Genomic DNA, 21,966 nt, shown 5'->3' on the forward strand with positions numbered 1-21,966 from the left:
ATGAGCTGGGACTTGCATCGCATTGACGCAGGAAGATCAGTCGACGGCCGCCCTGATTGAGATCGACTAATCATTGTTTCTGACCGTTACCTTACGAGGAGACACCGAGATGGCAGGCGACCCGCTCATGTTATCAGCTCGAAGACAGTTCATGTCAGGCGTCCGCGGCCCTGGTGCAGGCCCGTTCGACTCGATCCGGTACAATTAAATCGTGTTCACATAGATGGCGCATTGAGCACCATTCGCACTCACGAGAACCTGTGAATAGTCAAGTACGATCTCATCAAGCAGTTGATCGCCGCGCGGCATCAACAGGTGCCATCACAGGCTTTGCGAGTCACCATTGAGTGTGGATGTCGAAGGTCACTACGGGAGCATGCCATGATGACGACCAATTCGTTGAGGAGAGGAGCCGCCAGTGTCTTGTGCTCAAGCAAGTAGCCATGAAACATGAATGCGTACTAACGCTTGCTTGAAGCGTGGGAGAGCGATGGCGGACATTACTGTTGCTGATGGGCGCGCTATTCGGCGATGTGCGACCAATACTGGCCGGCATCGGTGAGTAAGATGCTTCGCATGAGAGGGGCTCGATGACAGAGTTGCATTATGAGCGGGAAGTTGCGATCGGCGGACTGATTCGCCGTCGCTACCGCTCATACTCGGCAATCAGTGGCCCCTGAGAGCGTTCGGCCCACAATGCGATCGTTATAAGCCTATAGCAGGAGAACGAGTGATGATGGACAGCTGCGGCTTGCTCAGATGGTGCTCTGAAGAGCGGTATAGGAGCGCTGGGCCGAGGATCGAGCCGGTTGACGAGTTGCGAGACAACGTCATCTGCATCGAGTTCAAGGCCCTCCGAAAGGCAAAGGAGCGGGCGTGCGAGCGCAGATGATAGAGAAGCTGGAAGCCGGCCGCGTGCAACACGGCCGGTTCGCTACGGTTCCGGGATCAGGCCCTTGCGGCGTGTTCTTTGTACAGGGGCCTTGCGGGTGTGAACTAAAGATAAGTGGATTTGTCCGTCCTGGCTGGGAGCATGTCGCTGTCTCGACGCCGCGGCGCTGCCCGAACTGGGAAGAGATGTGCTTTGTCAAAGACCTGTTCTGGGATGAAGAGGAGTGCGTCATGCAACTGCATCCGCCACATTCGCAGTATGTGAATAACAGCCGATATTGCCTTCACCTGTGGAGACCCACTCATCGGGACATCCCGATGCCGCCGCCGAGCTTTGTAGGCATCGTTGGATTAGGGCCCTCAGACGCAGCAATGTTGTTCGCGCGGATGAGCGCGACATCATGATCAGCTGAGTTAGTTTATCCAAGCGGAAGGTGACGCCGAGCGGCTCCAGGAGCACCGATTCGGCGCCGCCGAACTGAGGCGTTAAAGCGGGTATATGTCAGGACTGATCGCCTGTGCCGTGTGCGGGGGGCTGAGCCCTGAATTAGCTGCTATCAACTAGGAGCAGCTAATAGTGCGCTGATCCCAATAAAGATCGCGGAGCCGTGCTGAACGCGGTTCGGCAGCAACAACAGCATCTTGCCGGGCCGACGACCGGTCACAAGGAAATTACTGGGCGATCCGGCGACGCGAGTTGCGCACTCTTTGGAGCGAGAAGTGTGCCTACCGGCGGCATAACGCGATGATGGTGAGATCGAGGTCAACGCGACGGTCGAATTCAGTTTGACGAAGGCGCCGTCGCCCGATCACTGTCGCCCCATCACCCTGACTGCATCCGGAATTACACAAGGTCGGCCGGTCGTCGCCGTGCGACAGCCGTGAGCTCGTCGGCTACCCCGCATCTGGAGCGGGGCTCATGAGCAGAGACGGTCGAGACACCAACTAGGCGCGGGGGGAGGTGGTAGCTTCGCCAAAATATCTGGTTGTCAGCTCGTCGTCAGCTTGCCGCAAGATCATTCGCAAGCAGAGCGTAAGCAGCCGCGCTCGCTCTGAGGAAAAGTACGCCGAGGAAGCGGGCGAACCGGCATGTATAATCGAGTTAGTGGCCGATCCACACGCCCTGATCAAGCTGACGAACCGAGTCGGTCCGCGGACGGTTACGAATTTGCTCAAACGTTGACGGATCTCGCTCAACGGGAGAGCCCGCCATCTGGGGAATTGTCCGACAAAATGGGGCTCTGCTGCAGCAAGCCGCAGACCTCAGATGCAATCATTCATAGTCCAAGCACCTCAGACCCCAGCACATCCTCTCTGTCGTCCAGCTCAAATCCATGCTCTTCAGCGAGGCCTATCCGTCCTCTGTTCGAATGCAGGGCTGCTGAATTGCCCGAGGCCAATGTCAACGGAATCTACGTTGGATGACAGCGGAATGGCTCCTCAATCTGCCGAGCAGCCCTTCATCCCGGATGAGGGCGCTGCACCGTAAGCGGCAAAGAGACCCCATCTGGCAGAGTGGCGGAGAGATTGGCTATCGGCTGCGGAGTCTGTGAGCCGATGTGAGCTTCTATGTCTGCGCCTAGTTCTGAAACTAGAACCTTCCATATGATCGAAGCGGTCGCCGAGCGTCTTGAGGGAGCGCCGCGGCAGCTTCGGCGACGCTGGTCGGACGAGTTCAAGGCGCAAGTTGCGGCAGAGGCGCTGGAGCCCGGCGCGAGCGTATCGGCGATCGCCCGCCGGATCGGCATTCACCCTTCGCAACTGTTCGCCTGGCGCCGCGATGCGCGGGCCGAGCGGCATTATTGCTCGCGGCACTCGAGTGATGCGGGCGCAGTGGCGTCTATGACGGGTGCAGTGATCGAGATTGCCATTGGCGAGGTGGTCGTGCGCGCCGGCCGGCAGGTCGAGGAGGCGCATTTGCAGCGGGTGATCCGGGCGGTCCGATCGGCATGATCCCCTCTGGTGTGAAGGTGTTCCTGGCCAGCCATCCGGTCGACTTCCGCAAGGGTATCGATGGCCTTGTTGCGCTGGTGCGCGATGCGGGCTCAGATCCGTTCGATGGGGCGCTTTACGTGTTCCGGGCCAAAAGAGCCGACAGGATCAAGATCGTGTGGTGGGATGGCTCCGGCGTGTGCCTCTATTTAAAGCGTCTCGAGCAGGCGAAGTTCTGCTGGCCGCGGATCGGGCATCATCGGGTGCAGCTGAATCCGGCGCAGTTGATGGCGCTCGTGGACGGGATGGATTGGAAGCGGGTCCGGACCATGGCGGTCAAGCCGCCGGAGATTGTTGGGTAAAAGCACTGCGGCGAAGTGAATCAACGGCCTGAAAGGACGAGAGAACCGGAGCAAAATGTGCTCTGGTCGGGCCAATGTCGCCGCCCGATCTCAGCCTCCCGAATGACGTAGAGACGCTGAAGGCCATGGTTCTTGCCATGGCCGAGAAAGTGGCTCGCGCCGATGCCTTGGCGAGCGAAGTCGCCGATCTCAAGGCCCGCAATGCCGATGCGCGCATCGAGCGGCTGACACAGATCCTGAAGGCCTTCGACCGCGCCCGGTTCGGCCGACGATCGGAGAAGCTCGGCTCGGCGAACGGCGACGATGAACAGCAGGCCTTAGTCTTCGAGGAGATCGAGATCGGCATCGCTGCGATCAAGGCTCAGGTCAGCAAGGGGCGTGCGCAAACGGATGGCAAGCGTGCACCGCGCCGGCGCAAGGGCTTTGCGCCCCATCTGGAACGGATCGAAACCGTCATTGAGCCGGAAGAGCTGGCCGTGCATGCCGGTAAGCAGAAGGTGCTGATCGGCGAGGACGTGTCAGAGCGTCTGGATGTGGTGCCGGCGAAGTTCCGCGTCATCGTCACGCGCCGTCCCAAGTATGCCTTCAAGAACGAGGACGGCGTGATCCAGGCGCCGGCCGCAGCTCATATCATCGAAGGAGGCATTCCGACCGAAGCCCTTCTGGCCCAGATCGCCGTCGCCAAATATGCCGACGGCCTGCCGCTCTACCGGCAGGAGGCCATCTACGCCCGCGATCGTGTCGAACTCGACCGGCGGCTGATGGCGCAATGGATGGGCAAGCTCGGCTTCGAGCTCGAGATCATGGCCGACTACATCTTCAGCGAGGTCAAGAAGGCCGAACGGGTCTTTGCCGACGAAACCACCCTGCCAACGCTGGCTCCGGGCTCCGGATCGGCGAAGACAGCCTATTTGTGGGCCTATGCCAGGGACGACCGAACCTTTGGCCGCAGCGGTCCCCCGATGGTAGCTTATCGCTTCGAAGACAGTCGCGCCGGCGAATGCGCGGTCCGGCATCTCAATGGTTATCGCGGCATCCTGCAGGTGGATGGTTACGCCGCCTATAACAAGCTGGCGCGATCCGATCGCGGCAATGATGGCGTCACATTGGCTGGCTGCTGGTCACACAGCCGGCGCAAGTTCTACGAGCTGCATGTTGCAGGGACCTCGAAAGTGGCAACGGCGACGGTCGAGCGGATGGCGACGCTCTGGCAGGTCGAGAAAACCGTGCGCGGCCAAAGCCCCGACGCCCGCGTTGCCGCGCGTCAGCAAGCCTCCGCGGCAATCGTCGCGGATCTCTTCGATCTCTGGCAGCAGACCTTGCGGCGGATCTCCGGCAAATCAAAACTGGCCGAGGCGATCCGCTATGCCGTCTCGCGCCATGCCATGTTCGGACGCTTCCTGACCGATGGCCGCATCGAGCTCGACTCCAACATCGTCGAACGCGCCATCAGGCCACAAACAATTACGAGAAAGAACAGCCTCTTTGCGGGCAGCGACGGCGGCGGACAAACCTGGGCGACCATCGCAACATTGCTGCAGACGGCGAAAATGAACAATGTCGATCCGTTCGCCTGGCTCACCCTCACACTTCAGCGTATCGCCAACGGCTGGCCGAGCAGCGAAATCGACGCGCTTATGCCATGGAACCACGCCGCCTGACGGCCTCAGCTTGCCGCTTACGTATCACCTCGGGGTTGCGATCGTTTAGCACCTCCCATTGGTAGGGATGCGGCTCCCGTAGGAACTGGATGCGATCGCTGGCCCACCAACCGGATTTGCCAGTCGTGCTAAATCCCACGTCGCTGCAAGGCTGGTCGATCCTGCTATACGAGCGGGTCGGCTGTCGCTAGAATATATAGTGACTAATAGTACTCTCCTGCCGCTACAGCCGGGGTGCCGCGTCCTTCCGGTGGGGCGCCCCCTGCACTTGGTTTGAGGCCCTCGACCTTGCGCGGGAATGTCCGGTTTCTAACAATCCATTTGATGACACGTAGCAGCTGGGAGGGGCGCGGTGGCGCGTATGGTCCAACCAGATTGCGTGAGCCGCTACTATGCGCGATCGAAGCGACAAAACTGGACTGCTAATCCTAAGCAATCGTCCTCGGGGGTCGAAGTGCATGCTCAACGACTTGGGGCGGATGCTGGCAATCGGGAGAAGTAAGTTGTCGCGCTATGCGCTGCCAGTGGATAAGCCGCGACAGAGCGGCCCGAAGCTGGTGTGTGCACCGACTTGCTCGTCGGCTTCAGCAAGGTGCGAGGATTAGTTAGAGGGTATCTTTTGTGTACCGAGCTTCGGGTGATTTGGCCCTGCAAAGCAGATGGCAGGCTGGGTAACCGAGAGCCGACTTGGATCTCCCAATGGTCGCAGTAATTCCCACTTGTTATCGACCGTTCCAGTCGAACGACAGCAAGGTGACGCTCGCCTCCATTGGAGTTAGTCGGTTGACGATGATGACGCAAGCAGGACTCTGCTCATCGAGCTGGATCGGTCTATGATTGACCTATTGATACTGGGATCGCTCTCCTTGAGCTCGCCCCACTCCATTACGGCCTCAATGCTTCGATATAACACTACCGCCTCATTCTACAGTCACCGATTTTGCTAGATTACGCGGCTGATCCACGTCCGCGCCCATTACGAGCGCGGTATGGTAAGCCAAGAGCTGAACCGGAATGGCATAGACCATCGGCGTAAAGCTTGCGGCCATCTCCGGCAGCACAATGGTCATGAGTGTGTCCACCGTCGCTTCCAAAGCACCCTTCGAATCGGTGATCAGGATGATCTTGCCGCCCCGAGCCGCAACTTCTTGCATATTCGAGACCGTCTTCTCGAAGACCCCGTCATAAGGCGCGATCACCACCACAGGCACTGCCTCATCTATCAATGCGATCGGTCCGTGCTTGAGCTCGCCGGCCGCATAACCTTCTGAGTGGATATAGGCAATTTCCTTCAGCTTGAGTGCGCCCTCCAGCGCCAGGGGAGCCGATGTGCCACGACCGAGATAGAGCACGTCCCTTGTGTCGGCGATATAACGCGCGAGCTTCTCGATCTGCGGCTCAATCAACAGTGCCGCAGCAATCAACCGGGGCACTTCGATAAGCTCACGCACAAGCTTCGATTCATCGATTTCTGACAATTTATCGCGCTCTTTGCCTGCTGCGACCGCAAGCGCCGCCAATACCATCAGCTGGCAGATGAATGCCTTGGTGGAGGCGACGCCGATTTCTGGCCCCGCCAGCGTCGGCAGGACGGATTCGCTCTCCCGCGCAATCGTCGACGTCGGGACATTGACCACAGATATCGTGTGCACGCCCTGGTCCTTGGCGTATCGCAACGCAGCTAGCGTGTCAGCGGTTTCGCCCGACTGGGAGATGACGATCGCGAGATCGCCCCGGCGCAAAGGCGCCTCCCTGTAGCGGAACTCGGAGGCTACATCGATCTCGACAGGCAAGCGCGCCAGCCGCTCGAACCAGTATTTGGCGATGTGCCCGGCATAGCTTGCAGTGCCGCACGCGGTAATTGAGATGCGCTGAATGGATTTAAAGTCAAACGGCAATGTGAGGGGAAGGGCGACGCGCTTGGCCGCCATGTCGAGATAATGCGCCAATGTCTTGCCGGCCACTGTCGGCTGTTCGTGGATTTCCTTGGCCATGAAGTGGCGATAATTCGCTTTGTCCACAAGGAGTGACGATACGCCAGACTTTGATGTTTCCCGCTCGACGACAGATCCGTCTGCGCTATAAATCACGCACGTCGTGCGCGTAAGCACGGCCCAGTCGCCGTCTTCAAGATAGGTGATGGTGTCGGTCAACGGCGCGAGCGCGATCGCGTCCGATCCTAGATACACTTCGCCGTTACCATGTCCGATCGCAAGGGGCGACCCCTTACGCGCACCGATCAATAGATCATCGTGGGCCTTGAAAAGGAATGCCAGCGCGAAGGCACCGCGCAGCCACGGCAGCGACGCTTGTACCGCATCCTGCGGCGAGTAACCCTTCTTGAGATAAGATTCGACGAGATGCGCCACCACCTCCGTGTCTGTCTCCGAGCTAAAATGGGCTCCATTCCGCTCCAGTTCAGCTCGCAGCTCGCGGAAATTCTCAATGATCCCGTTATGAACGACCGCGACATTTTCCGTCGCGTGCGGGTGAGCATTGTTCTCGGTCGGCTTTCCATGAGTCGCCCAGCGGGTATGACCGATGCCGGTATGACCCGACGGCGGATAACAGCGCAGCTGCTCCTCAAGGTTTCTCAGCTTACCTTCAGCGCGGCGGCGCTCGATACGGAGACCTTCGAGAGTCGCGAGGCCTGCGGAGTCGTAGCCACGATATTCCAATCTCTTGAGCGACGCGACCAACTGCCCAACGACCGGACCACGCCCCAAAATGCCTACAATTCCACACATATCGATCAATGCAGCCCAAGTTTAAGGAGTCCGACGTCCCCCTACAGGAACCCGGTCATGAAGTCCGCTTGCCTGATGGTAACGGGTGTCTAGTTCGGTTTTCGCGGCCGCCTGTATCGCCGCCGCATTCACAAGCGTGAGTTAGATCTCTTTCAGCCATCATCGCTTCGCCCGGCTACATTCCGCTTTTGGCTGCCGATCGAGTACAAACGGCACAGCAGCTCTAGCTTGAATTGTCCTGTCTTACTGGAGACATTTTCCGGCGCGGGTTAAAGAGACTTATCATACTCGAACCGAAGCAACTTACGCTCGGTCAAGGTTAAAGGATTGCCGTCGAAGCTCCATTGTACGAAAGTAAGCTCTCGATATCGAAACGTTCGACGATCTATGCCAACGTTTGCTACTCTTTCTCACTTTGTCTCGCGTCAACCGTCCACTGCCTGCCGCGAGTTGGATATTGGCAACGGCGCTGATCGTGGTTGATGAGTCGACCTACAAGACTGCGTGTTCTGTTCCGACCCTAATAGCGCTTTGTAGACTGCGGCTCTATGAGCAGGCTGGCTGCGTGCTGCCTTGCATGCCATCATTCCGACAAATGCATTGACAAATACGACCTCAGCTCGTCGCCCTCCCACGCCATGATGAGCCCACGCGAATGCACACTTGCGCCTGAGGATGATAAGGAGCACAGACCAACGCTTCTATCTCATTGAAATACCGCCCAGGGCAAGCGCGCCCCGGGCGCGCGTAAGGGCGTTTTGCCATCCATCTCGCCTTAGGACTATCGCGCTGCTAGGGTTACTGGGCTTCATTTTTTGACGCTCAATGTGTTGGCATCCTTCAGTCCAAATATAAATCAATGTATATAGTGTGCATTCCTGCATGGTGTGTATGACTGGAGCTAACGATCGCTTTCCTTTGATTGCGGGTGGAGCGCGCGTGCGCATCTAGATTTTTCGAGAAACGGCTTCGCAATGGTGTTTCACAGCGAGGCTCTTTGCGGCGCAACTAAGAGAGACCATGGCGGCTCAGGACTCAAAGCGGCGCGTTGCGCTAATTACGGGCGTCACCGGGCAGGACGGCGCATATCTCGCCGAGTATTTGCTCGGTCTCGGCTACACCGTTCATGGGATCAAGCGCCGGTCGTCCTCGTTCAACACCGCGCGCGTCGATCGTCTTTACCAGGATCCGCATGCCGGCAACGTGCGGTTCCTAATGCACTACGGCGACATGACGGATTCGACCAATTTGATCCGCCTGATGCAGCAGGTCCGCCCCACCGAGATCTACAATCTCGCAGCTCAAAGCCACGTCGCCGTCAGCTTCGAGAGCCCCGAATACACCGCGAACGCCGACGCGATCGGCGTGCTGCGCCTCCTGGAAGCGATCCGCATCCTGGGCATGGAGAAGGAGACGCTGTTCTACCAGGCCTCGACCTCCGAGCTCTACGGCCTCGTGCAGGAGATCCCGCAGAAGGAGACGACGCCGTTCTATCCGCGCTCGCCTTACGGCGTCGCCAAGCTCTACGGTTATTGGATCACGGTGAACTACCGCGAAGCCTATGGCATGTTCGCGTCCAACGGCATCCTGTTCAATCACGAGAGTCCGATTCGCGGCGAGACCTTCGTGACCCGCAAGATCACCCGGGGTGTCGCCCGCATCGAGGTGGGTCTCGAACAGACGCTCTATCTCGGCAATCTCGAGGCCAAGCGCGACTGGGGCCACGCGAAAGACTATGTCGAGGGCATGCATATGATCCTCCAGGCCGACAAGCCGGACGATTTCGTGCTCGCCACCGGCGAGACCCGATCGGTGCGCGAGATGGTTGAGCTTGCCTTCGCGCAGGTCGGCCGCCGCGTTGAATGGCGCGGCACGGGCGTCGATGAGACCGGGGTCGACGCCAAGAGCGGCAAGACCGTGGTGAAGATCGATCCGACCTATTTCCGGCCGACCGAGGTCGATCTCCTGGTCGGCGATGCCAGCAAGGCGCGCGAGAAGCTCGGCTGGAAGCCGAAGCGGACCTTTGCCCAGCTCGTCGAGGAGATGATGGCGAGCGACCTTGCCGAGGCGAAACGGGACGCGGTCCATGGCAAGCGCAGCGTTTGAGCTGACCGGCAAGAGCGTCTATGTCGCCGGCCATCGTGGCATGGTTGGCAGCGCGCTAGTGCGCCGGTTGGCGCGCGAGGACGTCAAGATCGTCACGGTGGACCGGCGTGAGGTCGACCTCTGCAACCAGGCCGCCGTGTTCGACTGGTTCGCGCGGGTTCGGCCGCAGGTCGTATTCCTCGCCGCCGCGAAGGTGGGTGGCATCGTCGCCAACGACACGCTGCGCGCCGAGTTTATCTACGACAACATCGCGATCGCGGCGAACGTGATTCAGGCCGCGCAGCAAAGTGGCGCCGAGAAGCTGATGTTCCTCGGCTCGTCCTGCATCTATCCGAAGCTCGCGCCGCAGCCCCTGCGCGAGGACTCGGTGCTGACAGGCCCGCTGGAGCCGACCAACGAGCCCTACGCGATCGCCAAGATCGCCGGCATCAAGATGGCGGAGGCCTATCGCAGGCAGTATGGCAGCGACTTCATCAGCGTGATGCCGACCAATCTCTACGGTCCCGGCGACAATTATCATCCCGAGTACAGCCACGTAGTTGCCGCCCTGGTCCGCCGCTTCCACGAGGCGAAGCTCGCGGGCTCGAGAAGCGTGGTGGTCTGGGGCACCGGCACGCCGCGCCGCGAATTGCTCTACGTTGACGATCTCGCCGACGCCTGCATTCACCTGATGAAGACCTATTCCTCACCGGAACTTGTCAATATCGGTACCGGCGAGGACATCAGCATCGCCGAGTTAGCACTCTTGGTCGCGGCCGCTATCGGTTTTCGCGGTGAGATCAGCTTTGATACGTCGCGCCCTGACGGCACGCCGCGCAAACTGCTCGACGTCGGGCGGCTGTCCGGGCTCGGCTGGCGCGCCATGACCTCGCTTGAGGACGGCATTCAGCTGGCATACCGGGCATATCGCGCCGACAACGATGGACGGCACCAGAGTGATCTGCCTGTTCCGGAATAACGGGACAATCCTAGGTCGCAATCGGCGGTGAATGTCCAGCCTAGCGGACTTGCCGCCCACGTAACGACCAACTTGGCTTCGCAGTTGACAAGCGTTCATTGTCAACGACCGGCCTCGGTCGGACGCCAAGAACCCAAGTGACGCGGTGTATCCTACCTACGACGCAGCCAACGACTTGCAGGAAAAGGAGAATGGCCATGACCGAGACCTGCTACCATGAGGTTGAGAGCTCATCGTCTCTAAGCCGCTAATCGCCGACCGCTGGACGCTCATTAGCCGGAAGCGTACTGGTGTCCCTTCGTCTCGGCCAACGCCTTAGCGATGGTCTGTCATCATCATCCTCGCCGACAGCGTAACGATGGACATGAGCGCGCCCAACACCCCAAACGCCAAGCGCAAGCCAAACATGTGTGCGACGAGCCCAACGCCGGCGGGCCCAACGAGTATACCCGCATAGCCGACTGTCGTGATGACCGCGATCGCAACGCCCGCTGGCATCATTTTCTGTTTGCCGGCGCGTCGACAAAGCACAGGTACAACATTTGAAATACCCAATCCAATAAGCAGGAACCCCGCCATAGCGATCAACGCAACGGGCGCCGCCACCACAGCCAAGAAGCCTGTTACGATCGGCAGAGTCCCGAGCATCAATGTGGCACGGTCTCCGATTCGCGCCACCACGGCATCTCCGCTGAGACGCCCTCCGGCCATTGCGATTGAGAAGAGCATACAACCAATGCCCCCGTGCGCTTCCGCGAGAAGATCTCGTTCGACGAGAAGCAAAGCGCTCCAATCGAGCATTGCACCTTCGACAAGAAAGGTGATAGCCGCGAGCACAGCTATTAGCAACACACTGCGATGGGGGAAAACAAACGATGGCGCCTGCTGCCCCGACCCCACCGCGAGCAACCCCGGCCAGGCCGATACAATCGCGATCGTCATTAACGCCGAACAGACCAACGTCGAAAAAAGCGGGCCAAGCTGCAGCGACATTAACGAGGTCACGGCGGCAGAGCCGGTGAATTCCCCAATGCTATACTGAGCGTGGAAGCCAGACATCAATGGACGGCCCGTGTCGCGCTCCAATTCAATCGCATGAATGTTCATGGCTACATCGATCGAGCCGAGTGAAACGCCGAAAGCAAACAGCGTAGCACCGAGCCTGACAGGTGTGTCGGCAATTGCAAGGCACGGCAACATAATCGCGAGTCCAAGTCCACCCGCGAGGATAATGGGCTTGCTGCCGTACCGCGCATTCAATACGCTGGTCGAAAGCATCGCGATGACGGATCCCGTTCCGAGACAGAGCAGCAGAAGACCAAGCATGCGGTCATCGACCGCGAGCCGCTCCTTGGCGAGTGGCACCAAAGGCGCCCAAGCCGCGAGGCCGACTCCGGCCACAAAAAATGCGAGCCGTGTCCCAAGCAGGCCGGCTGACCAATTACCAGAAAGTATCACGGGCGCTCCTGAGAGAACGGGCTCGCGAGCGCGACGCCCCTCACCCTGCGCGCACATCGCCTAAAGCGACGCTATCGACAATGATGGCCTCAAGCCGGCATTCTTTATCCCTGCAAATGCAATGCCGTCACAAGAACAACTGGACTACGTCACTAGGCGAGCGGGCGGTGATCGTCGAGCCCGTGGATACGGTGTTTCGGCTATCCCTTTCCGGTTAAGCTGGCCATAAGAGGGTGACAGTTTTTTGATCTGCGACAACGGCCGGGGGCGCAACGCTCACTGAGGCTTTGTCGCAAATGCTACAAACCCCGCAAAGCCAACGGTGCCGGACGCCACTGTGTACTTGGCGCGAACACCGCCGTAGGTTTTCCAACAGCTCTTGCAAATCGGGAGCTCTCATCACGAGCAACGGAGCTGACTCGGGGGACCAATACAAGACCGCTATCACGCGGAAGCCGTCAATGTCGGCCCCTAACTTTGAAATTCGATTATTCCTGGTTTCAGGCGGCCAGGTAGTTTCCATGACATCATTCGCGCCGCGGAAGAGGTCGGCGTCGCTCAGGTCCACGACGCGCGCGCATTCGATACCGAGTGCCAGCCGGCATCGTTCAAGCGCTGATATCCGCAGTTCGCCGAGACCGTCGCTCCGACCAAATTGGACTGTGGCTGGTAAGGAGCAAGTGTAGCAGGCACAGATCCATCAGTATCGCCGCCCCTCACGTTATAAGCCCAGGCGCTCTGCACTAGATCGAGCTCGATCATCACCAGTGACAAACCGACGCCCGCCCCCATCAAAGCTCATGCAGATGCGTCGAAATATCTCCGGATCAAGCCGGCGCATGAGTAGGAGCCCAGTAGGATGTCAAGCATGACACTGGGTATAAAAACATAGAGCAAGCTGCCGCTCTCGGGAACGAGCCGTGGTGATAGTAGACGAAGGGGGGGCACGCTCGATTCCACCACGCGAACCCAGGGCTAGGCCGGCGCGAAATTCGTGTTTAGCCAGCCCTGATTGTTAAACAACATCGCTAAGGGAGGGCCGGAGATAGTCGTCACCGAACGAGAGGATACCCAGCATCCACCCGAATGGCAGGCCGATCCGCCAGCTTGGCTCGATGGGGCGGCGTCAACCCGCAGCTTGCAGCACGATCAGGGACATAATGATCGTGTAGGCGAATTTCATCCAGCCCGGCTGGAGCGAGGTCAAGGCATGGCCGCCGAGCGCAACGCCCGGCAAGAGAAGCAAGATGGGAAACACTCGTCTCAAACGCCGGCCCTTCGGATCGACGAGAAGGACGTAGACATTGACGAAGACTGATGACCTGCGTCGGTCATGTATACGGGGCTCCTGCCGACGACCGTTCTCGCCCCGTTCGGTCCAGGGAATTGAACTCGTGTCAATTAGTCCTAAAGGCGTTCAAACCAGCGTCATCTTTTTCAGCTAGCAACGCAACGCGATCAGACGGAAGCAAATAGTTGTCGTTCAAGAGCCCTTGGCATAAGTGGCAACGCCGTCTTTTACAGGAGAGCATGAATTCTCTTCTCCCCGGCGAGGTCGAGTTTTAGCGTCCCGCTGCCGTTAAGTCCGGTGCAATTCGCCTTAGCGGAGCAGGCGCGGATCACCCACGTGTTCTTCACCGAACACCTGATGGTCGCCAAGCTCGGCACCACCGGCGTGAAGATCTCGATGCGTAAGGGAGCGTGAAGCGTTCCAGGCTGCTTCGCTCACTACACTGAGCGATCCTTGATTGATTTTATCGTCATTGCTTGACCATCTGGGCATCAGCAGCGCCGGTGAGGTCGAGCTCGGCGGCGATCTTCGCGCGGCCGGAGCTCGCATCGGCACGATGATCGGACGCGATCGCGACATAGACCGCCGGCAGCACGAAGAGCGTGAACAGCGTGCCTACGGACATGCCCGCGACGAGCACGAGCCCGATCGAGAAGCGGCTCGCAGCGCCAGCTCCCGTTACGGTCATCAAGGGTATGAAGCCCGTGACCATTGCCGCAGTTGTCATCAAGATTGGACGCAGTCGGACGCGCGCCGCCATCTCTATAGCCGAGCGACGGTCAAGTCTCTCCTTGAGCTGCAGCTCATTGGCGAACGCAACCATCAGGATGCCGTGCTTGGAAATCAACCCGACCAGGGTCAACAGTCCCACCTGGGTGTAGATGTTCATCGTCGCCCAGCCAAAGAATGGCGGGATCAACGCGCCGACGATTGCCATCGGCACGCTGATCAGGATGATGAGGGGATCCCGCAGACTTTCGAACTGTGCCGCAAGCACCAAGAATATGATTATGAGTGCAAATGCAAAGGTAATGGCCAGTTGGTTACCCTCGTGCACATATTGGCGGGCGTCGGCGAGGAAGTCGTGGCTGAAGCCTACGGGCAGTTTCTTCGCCTCGGCTTCCAGGAAGTCCACGGCCTGCCCGATCGTGACGCCGGGCATCGGCACGGCCTGAAAGGTCGCGCAGTTGAGCTGGTTGTAGTGGGTGAGCGCGTTCGGATCGGTCGCAGCCTCAATGGAGACTACGGTAGACAACGGGACCATCGAGCCCGTCGCAGCCTTCACATAATAGCTCCCGATTGCTTGCGGCGCCAGGCGTACCTCGCGTGGCACCTGCGGGATCACCTGGTAGGAGCGGCCCTGTAAATTGAAGCGGTTGACGTAGTTTCCGCCAAGTAAGGTGGCGAGCGCGTTACCGACTGTCTGCATGGTGATGCCAAGCTCGTTGGCCTTAGATCGATCAACCTTGATTCGTACCACCGGCTGGTTGAACTCGAGGTCGGAGTCGCTCACCATGAACAGACCGCTGTTCCGCGCGGCAGCCTTCAGCTTCGACATCTCCTCGTAGACGGATTGGAAGCCAAGCGTCGAATTGATCACCATCTGCACTGGTAGGCCACCCGAACCGCCAGGAAGCGGCGGCAAGCTAAAGGCAAACGCGTTAATGCCTTCGATTTTGGACAGCTCAGCCTGGACAAGGGACTTTAGCGCAATCGATGATCGCTTGCGCTCGTCCCAGGGCTTGAGCAGCATGCCGGCCATGCCAGTCTGCTGGCCGCTAACGCCATTGATCACAAAGCTCAAGTCAGTCTCTGGAAATTTCTGGAACGCGTGTTCGAGCTTGGCCCCGTAATAGTCGAGGTAGTCGATATTGGCGTATTTCGGCGCCTTGGTTAGAGCGAATACGATACCTTGATCCTCCTCGGGTGCGAGTTCCTTGGAAGTATGCATATAGAGAAAACCGACGAGGCCCAGCATAGTCAGCGCAAACAGGCCGGTAATCGGACGATAGTCGAGCGAGCGGTCGAGCTTGTGGCCGTACCATCGTATCGCGGCGCTGAGCCCGCGGTTCACAAATTTTGCAAACCGCCCCCCGTCAGCGCGCCTCAGGAAGAGCGAGCACATCATCGGCGACAGCGTCAAAGCGATCACGCCCGATACGATCACCGCTCCCGCAAGCGTAAACGCGAACTCGCGGAACAGCGCACCAGTGAGGCCGCCGAGAAATCCGATTGGGGCATACACCGCAGCCAAGGTAATCGTCATGGATATAACGGGGCCGACGATCTCGCGCGCGCCCCTTATAGCAGCCTGTGGGGGCGGCACACCTTCGTCTAAATGGCGATGAATGTTCTCCACCACCACGATCGCGTCATCGACCACGAGGCCGATCGCGAGAACCATCGCAAGGAGAGTCAGGAGATTGAATGAGAACCCCAGCGCCAGCATCATGCTGCAGACACCAACGAGCGACAACGGAATAGTGATCACAGGAATAATGACCGACCGCAGCGAGGCCAGGAATAGAAAGATTACCACCACCACGAGTACGACGGCCTCGATGAGCGTCTTCTCCACTTCATCGATCGACGATTGAATGAATTTGGTGGAGTCGTATGCCACTTTCATCTTCAGTGACGGCGGCAGGTTACGCTCCATTTCTGGAAACAGCGCCCGAACGCCTCGCACGATGTTTAGCGGATTGCCTTGCGGGCTCGCCTGAACGCCGATAAAGACCGCGTGCTCGCCGTTCATTGCGACGCTAGTGTCTGCGGTCTGTGCGGCAAGCTCGATTACCGCAATGTCCTCCATGCGCACAAAGCCACCGTCATTGGCTTTGACGATCATGCGCTTGAAATCATCGACACTCCGCAGATCCGTGTTTGCCGTGACGTCGGAGATTGTGAAATAGCTCTTGGTCTGACCGGCCGCGGCCTGGAAGTTGTTAGCCGCGATTGCAGCCGAAACTTCGGCTGGCGACACGCCGTACCCTGCCATTTTCCCAGGATCGAGCCATAGCCGCATCGCAAAACTCTGGCCCCCCAGGATGTCTGCCGCTGCGACGCCGTCGACGGTTGACATAACGGGTTGCACGACGCGCGTGAGGTAGTCGGAGATCGCGCTGGCCGCCAGTTCCTCGCTGGAGAAGGCGATATACATGACAGCTGTGGTCTGACCGGTCGACTTAGTGACGACCGGATCGTTTGATTCCTTCGGGATTAAGTATTTGACTGAATTAACTTTGGAGAGCACCTCGGTGAGTGCTTCGTTGGGATCGAAATTGAGCTTGATGTAGACTTGGATCGTGGAGGTACCGAGCACCGATGAGGAACTGATGTAGTCGACGCCCTCGGCGGAGGCGGCTGCCTGCTCCAGGGGAGTGGTGATGAACCCCTGGATCAGGTCGGCGGAGGCGCCAGGATAGGAAGTTGTGATAGTGACGACCGTATTGGATAGCTTGGGATATTGCCGGATCGGCAGTACGGTGGCGGCGCGCAAGCCGATCAGCAAAATCAAGGAACTGATAACAATAGACAATACCGGACGTCTGATGAAAAGCTCAGTAAATGCCATCTCGACTCGCATTTCATGGGGGATGCAAATTCGCCAGCAACTCGCGCACGGCAACGATCATCAATGCGGCGACTGCGCTAAGCCCGTGGTATGAGGGAAGCGTTATCGGCTACTCTAATGGCTCACGCGTTCCTGAGCATAACACTCCCAATCGTCCGCTTCTCCATCTTCGTCGCTCGAATGAATGTTGACCCGCTGTTCTGATGTCGATCACGATCTCGAATAGTCGGCACCTTCTAAAGATAAAGCCCCCTGCGTCTCGTCTTCGCACCTGATTCGAACGCAACTATTTCTAGCAAGGTATCAGTTTCAGGTTTCGCGCCGCCCCGTCGATCGAAGGATCCAGGTTCGACATCGAAAGTACAAACGACCAAACCGGTGCTCAACTCTACAAAGGTAAGTCGGTAATATAGCATGGGCTGCAAAACCCTATACCAAGGTTTGTCGAAATGGGCGTGGTCGCAGCCGCGCGAAACTTCTGACGTTACCAGACGCAAAGTTCTCGGTCCCACAATATTCCGTACGCACGCGTTATCGCTTCGCTAAGTCGCCAAACGAAGTCGCCTCGGAGTTGGCCCTTGGCTACGAGCTCGACGCCCCTTTTCCGAGCAGTGCCTTGAGCATTTCTTGCCGCTCAATATGCTGCGCGCGGTTTAGCCCCGCATAGCGCTACCGAGTTCGCAACCCCAATATTACGTTGTCGACGAGCCGCGTTGAGCCGACGTAGGCTGCCACACAAAGCGCCGCGGGCGCCGCAGTGGACTGTCGGTGGGTTTGAGCGTGTGACCGTCGACAAGTTCAAGATACTGCGGGCAGTCAACTGCCTCTAAATGACCCTTGGCGACCGCAATCAGCTTTTTCTACGCTGCACTCTCCCGAGCGAAATTCGTCGAGCGCTGCGGATAGTCCACGATTGATCGCAAGGGCCCGCTGACGCTCTTCTTAGCTGAGATAGCGGTTGCGACTGCTCATTGCGAGCGCATCCTGTTCGCGAACGGTTGGTAGTGACGATCTCGATCGGGAGATTGAGATCAATTACCATCCGACGCACGACCGCGCGTTGCTGAAAATCCTGCTGCCCAAAAACGCGACGTCAGGCTGTACCGTGTTGAACAACTTGCATACATCAGTCGCGACACCGCGAAAATGTCCAGGCCTGAAGGCTCCGCACAGAGGATTCGCGAGTCGCCCAGTTCAACGAAGGTTTCTTTCCCTCCTGAGCGTTGCTGATGATTATCGGAAGCAGTGCGGACGCGACTCGGCGTCGTTTGGTTGCGCTGGAGCAGACGCTGTCCCTACCCCGCCCGCACTGCCAGTTGAACTTAGCAGAACTTGACTCAGCGCTTGTCCCCCACGCATACACAGGGGCAGCGCTGTACCTGCCACCCAGCTAACTGCTCCAAACTCAGCTTGAAGTGACGGCAAGAAGCAGATCGGGAGCTTATCGCTCGCAAAACGAGCAAAATCGACGGAACGAGAACTAATCCGTGAGTTGGAAGCAGTGCCGACGCGGCTCGGCGCCTGACGGTCTGGGGCATCATGAGGCAGTATCCTGCCGCATCCGCCGTGCAATGAGCTTAACGGAAGCGTGACTCGGCACATGGTGGTCCTTCAGCTCATGCGCTGTCCCTGCCACGCCCCCGTTAACCAACGATTTCTTATCGGGGCTGGCTTACCGAAAGCTGACAGAGCTGCGCAGCAGTTTACAAAACGAAAGGCCATGTGGCCCGCTTGCCATCGGCAGCAATATCGACGTTTACGCCTCGGACAATAGCCATTCGGCGCGCTTGCGATCAGCGGCAGCCGCACCGGCGCTACGCGCCGGATTGACGCTCAGCCAATCCACAGCACGTTTGCGACTGATCGCCGCTATGACCTCACGCCCTCCGGCTCGTGCGGCTCTTCGACCGTGCAGTATTCGATCACGCCGATCAGCCGGTAGGGCGCGAAAACTAGACGCAACTGGCGAGTTCGAGAGAAAGCAGCGGATGCGACTCGGCGCCTATGTCCACCGGGGGGACGGTGGATAAATGCGCTACTTTGCCGCATCCGCTTCGCCGGAAACCTTGGGGCCACATGCGGCCAGCCGCAGCATTTCGTCACAACGCGGATGGCGCGAGCTGGCATGTCCTGCCGTCGTGAAGCGGTCCAAGTTAGGAACGGCAACAGGACTTGAGGCCGCTCCTCGACAAGCGGCGAAAGATCCTGCGGGGATGGCTCACCTGTTAATGTTTTGAAGTATTCCGAGCCCGCAGGTCTAGAGGGGAGGCAGCGCGGGCCGGCTCTCCGCGCTGTTTAAAGCTCTGAAACTACCGGCTCCGCGCTGCCAGCGGAGTTAAATGACGATGTGACTCGGCGCTCGTCGAAGAGGCCCTTGGAAAGCGCTGTCCCTATCACGTGCGCCACTTCGCTCGCCAGCGTCGCGGTACTGCAACGCTGCCACCTAGCACCCTTGGGCGACTGCCCGGGGCGATCTGCCTTTTATCGTAGAGAAGTCCCGCAAGGCACCCGCCAGATTTGGTCGGTTGAGCTAGTTACCAAAAAGAAACTGAAGTGAAAACCAGTCGTTGTGCCGACCACTCCTGCCCCGAACCCAAGCCTGACGCCGCTTATCGCGAGGGGCAATGAGGAGCTTCTGGCTTGTTCACAGTAGGCACGGATCTGATTCGCGACTCTGGCGAGGCCTGGAGTTTCCACTCAGGTATTCGGTAGATGGAGAGGGCGTGCGCTTCCCAGCGGCATCAATTCCGCCCAAGCAATGCCAATGCCATTGGCTCCTCTCTTTTTCTTCGCCTTGGCATCCGATTGCACGACGAGCTCATAGCGGCGGTTGCACCTAGTTTTCATCCGAGCAGGATGCTCGAAATGATCAGTTCCCCCCACGTCTTGTCGACTGGCCCCAGCGCAGGTGCGTGCACCTCGTTGAGCTGCGCGATGGCCTAAAGGTTCGGTCGTGCGGGAAGCCGATCGCAACTTTCCCTTGCAGACGAATCCAGACAAGGCGATCTTACGTCTCGCGCGAGTACTTGCCCGTGTGGCCGCGAGGGAAGATCATGAAAGACAGCTCATCGAGCGAAACGATAAGGAAAAGAGCGACGATCTATGCTCGATTCTCAACCGATCTACAGAACGAGAGATCGATTGAGGATCAGCTTTCACTTTGTCAGAGCTATGCCGAGCGCGAATGCTTAACTGTGGTCAGCACCTATGAGGATCGGGCCCGTTCGGGTGGCTCAGTCATGGGACGCGAAGGCCTTCTTCGGATGTTGGACCAAGCGCGGGAGAGATCCTTTGACGTGGTAATCGTCGAAGCGCTAGATCGTCTTTCTCGCGACATGGAAGATCTCGCAGGCATCCATAAGCGGCTGTCTTTTCTCGGAATCGAGATCCGTGCGGTTCATGAAGGTGTTGTCAACACCGTGCTGGTCGGCCTTCGCGGCTTGGTCGGACAACTCTATCGTGAAGACAACGCTCACAAGGTGCGTCGTGGCCAGGCAGGGCGGGTCAAGCAAGGTTTGGCTGGAGGTGGCCTGACATACGGATACGCCGCGGTTGCCGGAAAAAGCGGCGAGCGGGTCGTCCTCGAGACCGAGGCACAAGTGATCCGGCGCATCTTTCAGGAATACGTGGACGGTCGAACGCCTCGCGAGATCGCACACGATCTCAATAAGGAAAGGGTATCACCTCCGCGGGGGCGCGCATGGAATGCTTCAACTATCAATGGCAACGTTCAGCGTGGCGCCGGAATTCTGCAGAACGAGCTTTATGTAGGGCGCCTCGTTTGGAACAAGGTCAGGATGGTGAAAGATCCCGACTCGGGAAAGCGCCTGTCACGACCGAATCCGAGGAGTGATTGGCAGATTGCTGAAGTGCCGCATCTTGCAATTGTCGGTCCAGAGTTGTTCACAGCTGCCCAGCAACGCAAAGGGGAGCGCAGCCACGGCCACCCCAGCCATCAACGTCGGCCCCGTCGGATGCTATCTGGCTTACTCCATTGCGGTTCATGCGGCTCGGGTATGGCAACGAATGGACGGGACAAATCGGGGCGCGTTCGGATTCGCTGCTCGGCGGCCACCGAAAGTGGCACGTGTCCTGACGCCAAGACGTTCTATTTAGACACGGTCGAGAGCGCAGTCCTCAGCGGGCTAAAGGCCGAATTGCGTGCGCCGAACGTTCTTTCGGAGTACGTGCGCACATATCTAGAGGAGCGGAAGCGCCTCGCAGCTACAGCAAACGCAAAACGGCAGCGCCTTGAGCAGCAGCTTGGGCAATTGAACCGGGAAATCGAACGACTGGTGGATGCGATCGCAAAAGGGCATGGCGATCCGTCTGTTCTCGGACCGCGATCAACCGCACTGGATGCCAAACGAAAGCGGATATCCGAGGAGTTGCAGAGTGAACCGCTCGCCCCGAAGGAAGTCGCGCTGCATCCGGCCATCCTCAAACGATACGAGGATCAACTCGGTCGGCTTGAAGAAGCACTAGCAGAAGGTGCCAGTGCGGGCGACGGAGAGGCCGCAGAAGCCATCAGAGACCTGGTCGAGACGGTGACTGTGTTCCGCGATCCAGCTCGCCCAGGTGGTGTAGCCGTGGAGATAGCAGGCCGGATAAATGCCTTGCTCGGGGAAAAGGCCTATCCCAACCACGTTAAAGGAGTGTGGGGAAAGGTGGTAGCGGGAGAGGGACTCGAACCCCCGACCCCAGGATTATGATTCCCGTGCTCTAACCAGCTGAGCTACCCCGCCACAGGGATCGCGAACGGCGACTACGGCCGATCTCGCGAACGCGCGGCATATAAAGAAGGGGGCGGCGGGAAGTCAATCCGCCTTCGCCAAAAGCTTCCGCCTTCGCCAAGACTTCGGCGGGACAAGTCGGCGAGAAAAGGCCGATTTGGGCGCCGGATTTGCCCGTTTGAGGACCGGACTCGTGGAGAGTCCCCTCACCCGGAGGCGGGGAGAGGCGAAGGGCGCGAGAGGCGTGAAATCC

At 58.8% G+C, this 21,966-nt stretch carries 10 protein-coding genes, 1 tRNA gene and 1 pseudogene; 7 read left to right on the top strand and 5 right to left on the bottom strand.

Annotated features, from left to right (window positions below; all coding sequences use genetic code 11):
* Positions 1 to 888: 888 nt before the first annotated feature.
* From CV770_RS44300 to tnpC, 4 genes are all read left to right on the top strand, one after another.
* Positions 889 to 1,296: a DUF7694 domain-containing protein gene (locus CV770_RS44300; protein ID WP_502693625.1), complete on the top strand. Its 408-nt coding sequence runs from the start codon at positions 889 to 891 to the stop codon at positions 1,294 to 1,296.
* A 1,200-nt stretch (positions 1,297 to 2,496) separates the two neighbouring features.
* Positions 2,497 to 2,844, top strand: coding sequence for a transposase (locus CV770_RS43940; RefSeq protein ID WP_283811416.1), 348 nt, complete (start codon positions 2,497 to 2,499; stop codon positions 2,842 to 2,844).
* Entirely contained in the window at positions 2,841 to 3,185 is a 345-nt protein-coding gene (gene tnpB / locus CV770_RS31040) for an IS66 family insertion sequence element accessory protein TnpB (RefSeq protein ID WP_091968220.1), read from the top strand. The genes CV770_RS43940 and tnpB overlap by 4 nt, the downstream gene beginning before the upstream one ends.
* Positions 3,186 to 3,259: 74 nt before the next feature.
* Positions 3,260 to 4,846 (top strand): IS66 family transposase, encoded by a 1,587-nt coding sequence (gene tnpC / locus CV770_RS31045; protein ID WP_104465067.1) that lies wholly within the window; start codon positions 3,260 to 3,262, stop codon positions 4,844 to 4,846.
* Positions 4,847 to 5,766: 920 nt separating this feature from the next.
* On the opposite strand, the gene glmS is transcribed toward tnpC, so the two are convergent.
* Complete coding sequence (glmS, locus tag CV770_RS31050) at positions 5,767 to 7,593, bottom strand: glutamine--fructose-6-phosphate transaminase (isomerizing) (protein ID WP_104465068.1); 1,827 nt, start codon at positions 7,591 to 7,593, stop codon at positions 5,767 to 5,769.
* A gap of 1,020 nt (positions 7,594 to 8,613) precedes the next feature.
* Between glmS and gmd the strand changes: the two genes are divergently transcribed.
* Together gmd and CV770_RS31060 are read left to right on the top strand one after the other, a co-directional pair.
* Positions 8,614 to 9,699, top strand: coding sequence for a GDP-mannose 4,6-dehydratase (gene gmd, locus CV770_RS31055; RefSeq protein ID WP_104465069.1), 1,086 nt, complete (start codon positions 8,614 to 8,616; stop codon positions 9,697 to 9,699).
* The gene (locus tag CV770_RS31060; protein WP_104465070.1) at positions 9,680 to 10,657 is read left to right on the top strand and encodes a GDP-L-fucose synthase family protein; all 978 of its coding nucleotides are present in this window, start codon (positions 9,680 to 9,682) and stop codon (positions 10,655 to 10,657) included. Before gmd ends, CV770_RS31060 begins: the two co-directional genes overlap by 20 nt.
* 315 nt (positions 10,658 to 10,972) lie before the next feature.
* Here the strand turns inward: CV770_RS31060 and CV770_RS31065 are convergent, their stop codons facing one another.
* The 3 genes and pseudogenes from CV770_RS31065 to CV770_RS44305 form a co-directional block, all read right to left on the bottom strand.
* The gene (locus CV770_RS31065; protein WP_104465075.1) at positions 10,973 to 12,115 is read right to left on the bottom strand and encodes an MFS transporter; all 1,143 of its coding nucleotides are present in this window, start codon (positions 12,113 to 12,115) and stop codon (positions 10,973 to 10,975) included.
* A 1,760-nt stretch (positions 12,116 to 13,875) separates the two neighbouring features.
* A complete protein-coding gene (locus CV770_RS31075) occupies positions 13,876 to 16,980 on the bottom strand; it encodes an efflux RND transporter permease subunit (RefSeq protein WP_104465076.1) in 3,105 nt (1,034 codons plus the stop codon).
* Between the two features lie 985 nt (positions 16,981 to 17,965).
* Positions 17,966 to 18,153: pseudogene (locus tag CV770_RS44305) on the bottom strand (pantoate--beta-alanine ligase); the annotation flags it as partial.
* 1,880 nt (positions 18,154 to 20,033) lie between these two features.
* Between CV770_RS44305 and CV770_RS31090 the strand changes: the two are divergent.
* The gene (locus CV770_RS31090; protein WP_104465077.1) at positions 20,034 to 21,692 is read left to right on the top strand and encodes a recombinase family protein; all 1,659 of its coding nucleotides are present in this window, start codon (positions 20,034 to 20,036) and stop codon (positions 21,690 to 21,692) included.
* Here CV770_RS31090 and CV770_RS31095 read toward each other — a convergent pair.
* Positions 21,649 to 21,725, bottom strand: a tRNA-Met gene (locus CV770_RS31095). The two genes, CV770_RS31090 and CV770_RS31095, sit on opposite strands and share 44 nt — an antisense overlap.
* Between the last annotated feature and the right edge of the window lie 241 nt (positions 21,726 to 21,966).

The sequence above is a fragment of the Bradyrhizobium sp. AC87j1 genome, assembly GCF_002936975.1.
In the GTDB taxonomy this organism is placed as follows: domain Bacteria; phylum Pseudomonadota; class Alphaproteobacteria; order Rhizobiales; family Xanthobacteraceae; genus Bradyrhizobium; species Bradyrhizobium shewense.

Bases quoted from the DNA above. Each gene is read 5' to 3' on its own strand.
- CV770_RS31090 (WP_104465077.1), top strand. From the start codon at position 20,034: ATGAAAGACAGCTCATCGAGCGAAACGATAAGGAAAAGAGCGACGATC.
- CV770_RS31060 (WP_104465070.1), top strand. From the start codon at position 9,680: ATGGCAAGCGCAGCGTTTGAGCTGACCGGCAAGAGCGTCTATGTCGCC.
- CV770_RS43940 (WP_283811416.1), top strand. From the start codon at position 2,497: ATGATCGAAGCGGTCGCCGAGCGTCTTGAGGGAGCGCCGCGGCAGCTT.
- CV770_RS44300 (WP_502693625.1), top strand. From the start codon at position 889: ATGATAGAGAAGCTGGAAGCCGGCCGCGTGCAACACGGCCGGTTCGCT.
- glmS (WP_104465068.1), bottom strand. From the start codon at position 7,593: ATGTGTGGAATTGTAGGCATTTTGGGGCGTGGTCCGGTCGTTGGGCAG.
- tnpB (WP_091968220.1), top strand. From the start codon at position 2,841: ATGATCCCCTCTGGTGTGAAGGTGTTCCTGGCCAGCCATCCGGTCGAC.
- CV770_RS31075 (WP_104465076.1), bottom strand. From the start codon at position 16,980: ATGGCATTTACTGAGCTTTTCATCAGACGTCCGGTATTGTCTATTGTT.
- gmd (WP_104465069.1), top strand. From the start codon at position 8,614: ATGGCGGCTCAGGACTCAAAGCGGCGCGTTGCGCTAATTACGGGCGTC.
- tnpC (WP_104465067.1), top strand. From the start codon at position 3,260: ATGTCGCCGCCCGATCTCAGCCTCCCGAATGACGTAGAGACGCTGAAG.